This window comes from Eggerthella sp. (genome assembly GCF_048329335.1).
Classification (GTDB): Bacteria; Actinomycetota; Coriobacteriia; order Coriobacteriales; family Eggerthellaceae; genus Eggerthella; species Eggerthella lenta.
The window spans coordinates 1-9,560 of record NZ_DBFEGU010000241.1 but is presented as its reverse complement, the minus strand read 5'-3'; the positions used below and the strand labels follow the sequence as shown (position 1 = coordinate 9,560).

8 protein-coding genes are annotated in these 9,560 nt (G+C 61.3%); all 8 read right to left on the bottom strand.

Annotated elements, in window-relative coordinates; translation table 11 throughout:
- Nucleotides 1–1,541: FAD-dependent oxidoreductase (locus ACMO6A_RS07900; RefSeq protein ID WP_418471043.1), on the bottom strand; the 1,541-nt coding region annotated here is incomplete at its 3' end.
- Nucleotides 1,542–1,742: 201 nt separating this feature from the next.
- Complete coding sequence (locus ACMO6A_RS07895; protein WP_009608210.1) at nucleotides 1,743–2,420, bottom strand: potassium channel family protein; 678 nt, start codon at nucleotides 2,418–2,420, stop codon at nucleotides 1,743–1,745.
- 12 nt (nucleotides 2,421–2,432) lie between these two features.
- Nucleotides 2,433–3,092: a potassium channel family protein gene (locus ACMO6A_RS07890; RefSeq protein WP_009305825.1), complete on the bottom strand. Its 660-nt coding sequence runs from the start codon at nucleotides 3,090–3,092 to the stop codon at nucleotides 2,433–2,435.
- A 238-nt stretch (nucleotides 3,093–3,330) separates the two neighbouring features.
- Nucleotides 3,331–4,146 carry a CMP-2-keto-3-deoxyoctulosonic acid synthetase gene (locus ACMO6A_RS07885; protein ID WP_114518275.1) on the bottom strand — a complete coding sequence of 272 codons (816 nt, stop codon included), beginning with the start codon at nucleotides 4,144–4,146 and terminating at the stop codon, nucleotides 3,331–3,333.
- Nucleotides 4,147–4,427: 281 nt separating this feature from the next.
- The gene (locus ACMO6A_RS07880) at nucleotides 4,428–5,468 is read right to left on the bottom strand and encodes a PspC domain-containing protein (protein WP_009607976.1); all 1,041 of its coding nucleotides are present in this window, start codon (nucleotides 5,466–5,468) and stop codon (nucleotides 4,428–4,430) included.
- The gene (locus tag ACMO6A_RS07875; protein ID WP_009305822.1) at nucleotides 5,465–6,805 is read right to left on the bottom strand and encodes a hemolysin family protein; all 1,341 of its coding nucleotides are present in this window, start codon (nucleotides 6,803–6,805) and stop codon (nucleotides 5,465–5,467) included. The genes ACMO6A_RS07880 and ACMO6A_RS07875 overlap by 4 nt, the downstream gene beginning before the upstream one ends.
- A gap of 135 nt (nucleotides 6,806–6,940) precedes the next feature.
- On the bottom strand, nucleotides 6,941–7,705 hold the full coding sequence (trhA, locus tag ACMO6A_RS07870; protein WP_009305821.1) for a PAQR family membrane homeostasis protein TrhA: 765 nt from the start codon (nucleotides 7,703–7,705) through the stop codon (nucleotides 6,941–6,943).
- Nucleotides 7,706–7,790: 85 nt separating this feature from the next.
- A partial coding sequence (locus tag ACMO6A_RS07865; protein WP_418471042.1) for a PH domain-containing protein occupies nucleotides 7,791–9,560 on the bottom strand: 1,770 nt, incomplete at its 5' end.

Genomic DNA, 9,560 nt, shown 5'->3' with positions numbered 1-9,560 from the left:
GGCTGGCATGCCCGATAGCAAGCGCGCTGTATCATACGGGTAATTTCCTGAGGCCTCTTACCATCCGTCTGACGGATGCGTATCTCGTGCAAACGGTTAATCTCCTCTTCAACCGTATCGAACGTGAACGCCTTCGGCTTGTCTTTGCCCGCGCCCTCGGCATACTCGACAGCTTGCATCATGGCGTATGAGCCGTCTCGATAAGCAACGTTCACCGATGAACCGCCTTGCGCTCCGTATACTCCGCCACCGCGAGCGCAGAACAATCCAGGCAGGCCCTCCACCATAAGCTTTTCATCAACGCGCGGGTTGCTACCGTGCTCATAAGCCTCAAGCGCGCATTCGAGCTTAGTGGATGCCACATCTATGCCGAACACCTCTTTCCACAACTCGACGTTACGGCGATACACCTCCCCCATGGCCGCAAACGCCTCGGGATTGGAGAAATCCACGTACACTCCGCCATTCGGCGATCCACCGCCGTCGTGAATTGCCTTGGCGATTGTGCGCGTGAACGTGATGCGATCGAGCGTGGAGTAGTCCATGCCACGGAAAAAGTAATTGTCGTTTGCATCGCAGATGTATTCGCAGCACAGATTGTCAGCGCCGATGCCTCCTACGAACGTCGCCGCAAGCCCCGTCGGATACATGCTGATGAGGTCGAATTGAAAAAACTCCGAATCCTGCAGAGCCGCACCGCGTCGAAAAGCAGCTGCATCTACATCTCCTGTGTTGTCCGGTGAATTGATGGAAGTGGGAGCCACAGTATTCCACCCGTAAATCCACGAACTTGCACCCGTGCAAGATACGGTCGACTTTGCACGAAAAACGCGCACCGTTCCCGTGGGCACATGCAGCCCTACCGCTCCAATGCAGGCACCGTCTTCGACTACGATGTCGGTGATCATGGTCTGGTCGAAGATGCGAGCGCCCGAACGCTCCACGGAATCGGTAAAGTATCGCGGGAAACCGTTGAAGATGCCGAAAAGCGGATAGCCCGGGATATCGAGGCCCGGCACAAACGCACCTGTTTCATCGCGCATGAACAGGTTGTTGCCTTCTTGGGCGTAGCGCAGCAGCAAATTGCGCTCCTCCACAGTAAACGCTTCATGGGTCGCCTTTGCGATCTTCTTGTTCGTCAACTCGTTCAAAACGAAGTCCTCGGATTGATCCCACGGCGTGTCAGCCTGAATGAAGTTCACCCAGTTGCACCAGTTGTAGCCGCAAGCACCGCCGAAATGGAAGGCAGCCTTCTCAACGACCGCAACGTCCTTTCCCTGCTTGTAAGCCTGCAATGCCGCATGAGACCCCGCAAGGCCGCCGCCGATGATAAGAATATCGGTATCGTAGAGCTCGTAAAGTACCTGCTCGCTGTTTGCAGACGCGCCCGCGCCCCGCCCTTCGGATGTTTCCGGTGCCGAACAAGCGCCCATCGCACTCGAAAGCATCACCGTGCCAAACGCCACCGCGCTGCCTCCGAGAAACGCCCTACGAGACATGCTCTTCGTGCTTGCCGATTCGTTGCTGAAATTACGTTTCATGCGAACCCCTCCTCGCTCCGTCCTCTTCGACCGATGGGGTCGTCCCCTTCGGCAACCCCATTGTCGCAAAGCAAAAAAATGGGTTCAAAAGACGAAACAAGGCAACCGTACGCTCTGGAAAACATAAAGCGAAGTTGTCCGACCAGGTCGGACAACTTCGCTTTATGGCTTGGCGCTGTCTAGCCGCAAGGCCGACGGAACCTACAGCCCCTTGAACAGCGCCCGGACTTCGTCGAGCACTTCGTTGTCGGCCACGACGATGGCCTTGTCGCCGGGATACAGCACCGTCTCTTCGCTGGCCACTTCCACGTTGTCGTCGTCCTTCGGCGACACGGCCGCGATCAGGCTGTTCTCGGGCATGGGAACCGACGACACCAGGATGCCGGCCTCGTTGGAATGATGGCGCATGCGCGGCACCACGATCTCGGTAAGCGTAACGTTGCCGTGCGTCAGCGACGAGGCCACGCTCACGCTGCCCAGCAGCGTCTCTTCCTCGATGAGGTTCGCAATGAGCGTGGTGGACGACACGCACTCGATGCCCACCTCCTTGAAGATGCGGAGGTTCTTCGGGCTGTTCACGCGCGCGATGCAGCGCGGCACGTTGAACACGCGCTGCGCGATCTCGCACGACACGAGGTTGTCGTCGTCCTGGCCGGTGGTGGCCACGAACACGTCGGCGCGCCGGATGCCCGCGTCCTCCTGGTACTTCGAGTCGCAGCCGTCGCCGTGGATGACCAGGTAGCGCCCTTGAAGCGCCACCGACAGGCGGTCGGCCGTGGCCAGATTCTCCTCGATGACGGCCACGTCGTTGCCGCTTGAAAGCAGCACTGAAGCCAAGTATTCGCCGATCTTGCCGCCGCCAGCGATAACGATGTACATGCTCCGTCTCCCTTAATCTTGGATATAGCGCGAGAACGATTCGATCAGCTCATGGCGCACGCAGGCGAGCACCGAATCCCCGTTGTAGAGGATGGAGTCGCGCGTAGGAATAGAGCTGGCCGAGCCGTCGCTGCGCTCGAACGCGATGATGCGGACGTCGTGATCGCGCTCCAGCTCGCCCACGCGGATGGTGCGCTTGTCGGTGGAGCTGAGGTCCAGCGAGAAGCGCAGCACCTCGAACTCGCCGAACGTGTCGAGATGGGCGCCGTGGCCCGACACCACCTTGCTGAACACGTCCTCGGCCACCAGCGACGTGCCGCACACGTAGTCGATGCCCAGCTGCATGTACGCGCGCTCGTGATCGGGGTTGTACAGGCGCGCGATGACGTGCGGCACGCCGAACAGACGGCTGCCCACTTCGGCGCACATGAGGTTCGTGTTGTCGAACTGGGTGACGGCGGCCATGACGTCGCAATCTTCGACACCGGCTTTGACGAGGGTTTCCTCGTCGAAGCCCACACCCTGCACCGTGGAGCCGTTGAAGTTGCGCCCCAGGTTCGCGAACGCGTTCACGTTCTTGTCGATGACGCACACGTTGTTGCCGTTATCCGACAGCATGTTCGCCAGCTGGGAACCGACGCGGCCGCAGCCGACGACGATCACGTTGCTCATACCGATCCTTTCACCAGGCACCCGCATGGTGCCGATTTCTTGCTGCGCTTAGCATACTGCATGGATGCGGGCACGACCAGCGTCGCCATAGAACGGCGACAAAGGCGTAACGTGGCAATCAGGCACTTAGGAACGAATGTTTCACGTGAAACATTCCGCAAGGCCATCGTCTCGAACGCATGCGGAAGAAGGATTCGACGATGGAAAAGGAACCGCCGGCTCGTGGCCGGCGGAACGTTTAGATCGTCTTCATTTGGCCGATAGTCGCCTTGAACCAATGATCCGTATTAGGCGGACAGTACTTGGCAGCGTTCGCATACGTGATGGAGTAGCCGTAGCCGTTTGCCAGGCCCGCTACGTGAGCGTTGATAGCCTCTTCCCAGCTGGACCAACTCTTATCGCCCCAGCCCCATGCGTTGTACGGCAGGAAGCAATGCGCGCCCTTGGAGCTTTCGGTGTTGGATATGGCAGGCGACCAGCGCGGGTCGACGCCGTTGCTCCAGGCAGCTTCGGCGAACGTGGCACCCTGCCCCGCCAAGGGCGAGCCGGCCAAGTATGCATTGATACGGGAGGTCCACTCGGAAACGAAAGCCTCTTTGCCCACGGAGAAATCAACTTCGGGAAGCGAGGCGACGGCATCGGAGGCTGCATCGCGCGCAGCGGCGGCCTCCTGCTCGGCCTTCGCCTGCTCGGCGGCGGCGATACGAGCCTCCTCCTCGGCACGAGCGGCCTCCTCCGCGGCGATGCGAGCAGCTTCTTCCTCGGCTTCGATAGCTTCGATGCCTTGCGAGATGTCGCGCGATGCGGTACTGGTAAGCACGGTGGACTCGCGGGTGGAACCCTCGGATACGTTGGCGAAGTCGGCAGAATCGGCAATGGCGACATTCGCGTCCGCACCGCCGATGCCGAAAGAATCGATATCGTGCACGGCGCCGCTTCCAGCAGAGGCGAACCCGAAGCCGATGCACCCGGTCAGCACGCACGATGCGCAGCCGACCGCGATAATTTTAGCAGCCAGGTTCGACTTCTTTTGTATATAGCGCTTTTTAGCCAAAACGTCAGTTACCTTTCGTTGAACAGCACACGACCCAGCCGCCGAAGCGGTTGACAGCGTAGTAAATTGTGTGAGGGTTTGCTGCCGAAAGGGCGATATGCTGTTGTGACAAAACGTATTTTAACGGACAAGGGGGTCCGAGGGCAAAATTTTATGGAGACGCCCTACACGATTTGTTCGCTTGACAGTGAATGAAAGCGCATTTCAGCAGGTGGTTCGCCTTAGTTGCGGACACGGGAAAAAGCGAACGAACTATGTGCTCTGTAACGCGACAAGCACGCTCATTCGGTTATCGAGATCACAACGGACTCGTTTAGACCGATGTTTTCCCACGGCTGCATGTCGAAACGATACTCGCGCCCGTACGGCGCCGAGAAAACCAGCTCTTCCGTCGCTCCCGGAACCGAGTACCACAGCAATCCCACCACGCAGAACGCCACGAAGCACAAGCCTGCCAGCAACGTAAGCAGCGGCGACTTGAGCGCGCCTCCCAGAAGCAGCAGCCCAACCATAATAAGCAGCAGCGGCCATAGGCCCACCAACATGAACTCGATGGAGCGCCACCCGATGACATCGAGGCTCATCAGCACCAGCACCACTCCCGCGGAAAACGTGATAAGGGAGTCCACGAACTGGCGCATGCGATGCCCCTCTTCGCCGGGGACTACCATACCGACGATGCCCAAGATAACGAAGATAAGCGGCCAATACTGCCACCACACCACGCCTTCGACCATGCTCGCCACCATAGCGGACATGCCGAAAAACAACAGGAACGACCCCGCGAACAGAGCAGCCTTCACGCCCGAGCGCGACGACTTCGCCGGCGGCTGCTGTTGCGGCGCGGCATGCATCCACCCTTCATGCGAATGGCTCGCCGGAGGCGCATACGAACGAGAAGCATCGGCAGGCGCAGCGGCAGAGGCGCGCGATGCGCCTGCCGGGGGCTCGGGCGGCACATGAGCGGCCGAGGCGTACGGGGGATGCGCATAGCGCCAACCGGCCGCTTGCGCGGGATTGGGCGCATTTTGCGCCCCCGACTCGGTTTTGCGCGGGGTGCCGCCGAATTCGAACGTCCCGTACGTCTCGGAATGCACCGACTGGGGGTGCACGTCGAGCGGCGCCTCCTCCTTCGGTTCGAGCGGCAGCACGATCCACAGCAGGATGTATGCGATGCCCAGCAGCCCGCCCGAGGCCAGGGTGAACACCACCATGATGATACGGACGATGACAGGATCGACGTTGAAATAATCGGCCACGCCCGCGCAGACGCCGCCTATGAGCGCCTTTCGCGAACGGAGCAGCCGTTTTTCACTCGTCACGCTTCCTCCCGGTCGATCGCCTCGACAGCGTCCACGCATGATGGGGAGGGATCGTCCAGTCGTTCCACGCGCACCGTCGAAATGCGACGGCGGCGCATAGCCTGAATCTTGAAGCGGTATCCGTCGAACGCAAGTTCCTCGCCCACCTGGGGCACCGAGTCGAGCATGCTCATGAGCCAGCCCGCGATGGTCTCGTAGTCGGCCGAATCCTCCACCGGCCATCCAAGCTCTGCGGCATCTTCGACGGGGAATCGCCCGTCGACCACCCAGACGTTCTCGCTTTCCTGCTCGATGAACGGATTCTCTCGATCCGTCTCGTCCACGATCTCGCCGACGACCTCCTCTACGATGTCCTCAACGGTAATTAAACCATCGGTGCCACCGTACTCGTCAACGACGATAGCCATCTGTTGACGATTCGTTTGCATCTCGGCGAGCAGCGGGAACAGATCCTTCGTCTCGGGCACGAACATGGCCTCGTAGGCGTACTCGGCCACCGGCTCGTGCTCCTTGCCGTCCATGAGCGGCGCCACGAGGTCCTTGAAGTGGACGATGCCCACGATGCGGTCGATGTCCTCGTGATACACCGGCAGACGCGAGTAGCCCGTGCCGCGCATGCGCTCCACCGTCTGGCGCACCGTGTCGGTGTCTTCCGCGAACATCACGTCCACGCGCGGCGTCATGATCTCGTGCACGGTCATGTCGCCCAAATCGAGGATGTCGTGGATCATGCGCTTCTCGTCCTCGAGCAGCTCGTCGTTGTCCGTGACCATGTACTTGATCTCTTCTTCGGACACGTTCTGGCGCTCGTCGGCGTTCTTGATGCCGAACAGGCGCGACAGCCCGTTCGCGGACGCCGAGGTCAACGCCACCAAAGGCGAAGCGATTTTCTGGAACACCATGAGCGGTCCGGCCACCATCTTGCTGACGCGCTCGGCATCGGCCAGCGCGATGCGCTTCGGCACCAGCTCGCCCACCACGATGCTGAGGTATGACACGATGAGCGTGATGACCACGGGGGCCAAACCGGGCGCGATAACGGAAAGCCACCCGATGTTGAAGCCGGACAGCCACTGCGCCAGCGGATCGGAGAGGTTCGTGGCGGCAGCCGCGGAGGCGAAGAACCCGACGAGCGTGATGGCCACCTGGATGGTGGCCAGGAACTGCCCCGAATCGGCGGCCAGACCCAGCGCGCGTTGGGCGCTTTTATCGCCCTCGTCGGCATCGTGCTGCAGCAGTACGTGGCGCGCGTTCACCAACGCCATCTCCGACATCGAGAAATAGCCGTTCACCAGCACCAGCACGAACGTGACGACGATGCTAATCCAAATATCCATGGTACTTCTGCAACTCCTTCGACAAGCGGACGATGCGCAACCTCTGCGCTTTGGCCGCGCGGAGAGGCGCTTTCGCGCTGCGTCCTCGCGGCACCCGTGGGGCTGTCATGCCCGCGCGCTTATGCACGCGACCGCTTACATAACGTACAAGAAGATGGCCAGAAACTGCAGAACGCTTCCGGCGAGTACCCAGAGATGGAACAGGGAATGCATGTACGGCACCTTCTTCAACACGTAGAAGATGCACCCGATGGAGTAGCAGATGCCGCCGCCCACGAGCAGCCACAGGCCCGGCCCGGGGATGGCCTCGATGAGCGCAGGGAGGAACCAGATGACGCACCAGCCCATGAGAAGATACAGCACGGCCGACACCCAGCGCGGACGAAACACCCAGAACGCCTCGCAGGCAACGCCCGCCAACGCAACCAGCCACACGAAGGCGCACAGCCACACGCCGCCGGAATCGGCAAGCGAGATCAGGCAGAACGGGGTGTAGGATCCGGCGATGAACAGGTAGATGCAACTATGGTCGAGCACCTTGAACACGCGCTTCGCACGGTCTACCGCGATGGCATGGTACAGCGTGGACATGGTATATTCCAGCAGCATCGTGAGGGTGTACACGAGCGCGGCGAACAGGTAGATGCCGCCTCCGTCGTCGAGCGCGCGCACCACGAGGATGGGGATGGCCGCAATGGCCAACAGCGCCCCCAAGCCATGGGTGACGGAGTTCGCGATCTCCTCCCCCAGCGTGTACTCGCGGATGTCGCGAGCTTTGTTCGTGGCGCTGGCCGACGTATGCGACACCTCGTTGCGCAGCGCGTGCATGCTGGCGTAGTCGTTCGGCTTGAATTGCGAAGGCGTCCAACCGGGAGCGGGCCGGTGCTCTGTTTCGGGCACGACCGAAGAAGGGCTCTCGGCACTGCGGCCGGAGCCGGTACTTCGAGCGCCTTTGGCGTCGGATGTAGTTGATGCGTTCATGGTGCTACTGTATCACATTTCCGTGGGGCTTGAGCCAAGCAAGCCACGCACGGGCATCATCCTCTCGGGCATCGATAAGCCTGATGGTAGTGCCTCCAACCCCTGCTGCAGTGCGCGCGTTGACCGTAGCGGTGCCGGCATTGCGTTGAAAAGGATTCGTCTTCGTGTAACCGAACTGTATCTTTTTGCGCGGGAAGCTGATGGTCTCGCGAGCGAACCCGCCGTTGCTCACCTGCATGAAACGCTCGTTGTACGCAAACCCCGAGCCACGGAACCACAGCACGGCTCCTACCGCGTCGAGAACGAGCAGCACGACCGCAAGCGCATAGCCGAACAGCGCGCCGTTGTTGACGAAGAACAACGTCATGGCTCCGTCAGGCACGGCCGGATCCGCCAGGAGGTTCACCGCGATCTGCCCTGCCGCCACGAGGACGGCCAACCAGAAGCCCGTCCCCTGGATGATGCATCGGCGGATGAGGGCGCGACGCAGCCCCACGGGCGCCACCGGGATGTTCTCGGTGGGAACGTCGGCGAACTCGGGAACGATGCCCGCGAGAATCTCGGGCACGCGGGACATCTTCACGAAGGGATGGATCACGAGCCCTTGCTGGCTGAGGCCTTTCTGCTGGTCGTCGGAGTTTTCAGCCGCCGCATCGATCTTGCCCAGCGACAGCTCGCAGTAGCCAAGCAGACGGCGGATGAAGCTCTGCTTCACCATCACCGACTGCACGCGGTCGACGTCGACGCCCTGGAAGCGGTGCTGCAGCAGGCCGTGCTCGACTTCGATGCGGTTGTCGCGGCGACATGCGCGGAAGCCGCCGTACGAGACGCAAGCGCCGATGGCAGACAGCAGCCACAACACGAGCGACGCAGCGAGGAAGGTCGCCACGCCCGCGGCGATGAGGCTGCCCCCGAACAGCCGAACGCTCGTGGCTACAACGTTGCCAACGAGCGGCTCCATCGAACCGGAGAGGATGGGCGCCATCTGACCCATGAACTGGGAAACGGCGCCGACGATGCCGACAACCACGACGAAGAACGCCGTGTTGTTCGACAGGCCGGTGAACACGAGCTCCTTGTTGGACATGCCGTACTCGTAGGTCACGCGGCCCGTATCCACCGCGGCGCCACCGAACACGCCGCGCACGTCCTGCCAGATCTCGGCGGGAGCGTCCAGCACATTGGCGCCCTCGTGCAAGGCTTGCGCGGGAACGCCCGCTGCAGAGGCCATCGCCGCAACGGCGGCATCGGGCGCGGCACCGTTGCGCACGGCTACGGCGTACTGCTTGCGCGCGAACAGCTCGCGGCGCAGCTCCTCAGCTTGCGTCTTCTGCACATACGGCACGATGACGGCCTTGTTCGCCGCGCCGCCCGCCGTGTCGATGCTGACGCTGCACACGCCGAAGATGCGCTGGATGAGCGTGGCGTGCTGGTCGACGGACTGGATGCGCTGGTAGGGCACATGCACGCGCTTCTTGTTGAGTATGCCCGAATACAGGTTGAATTCCTCGGGCCCTAGCTCGTAGTACAGATGCTTGTACGAGATCACCTGGTAGACCGCCACAAGCGCCACCAGCACGACGATACCGGCGATCACGGATCCGATGACGATGAAAAGCATGGGGATGTCGCCGCGCGTGATGGCTTCGCCCTCGGAGATGGCGCCGATGATAGCCGAGAACGAGGAGAAGACCACGATGGCCAGCAGCATGAACGCCGTGCGCAGACTGCCCAACCAGATATAGCTATGATGGACATGGCTCCCCCGCGGCCC

Coding starts and splice junctions, on each gene's coding strand:
- ACMO6A_RS07895 (WP_009608210.1), bottom strand. CDS start 2,420: ATGTACATCGTTATCGCTGGCGGCGGCAAGATCGGCGAATACTTGGCT.
- ACMO6A_RS07890 (WP_009305825.1), bottom strand. CDS start 3,092: ATGAGCAACGTGATCGTCGTCGGCTGCGGCCGCGTCGGTTCCCAGCTG.
- ACMO6A_RS07875 (WP_009305822.1), bottom strand. CDS start 6,805: ATGGATATTTGGATTAGCATCGTCGTCACGTTCGTGCTGGTGCTGGTG.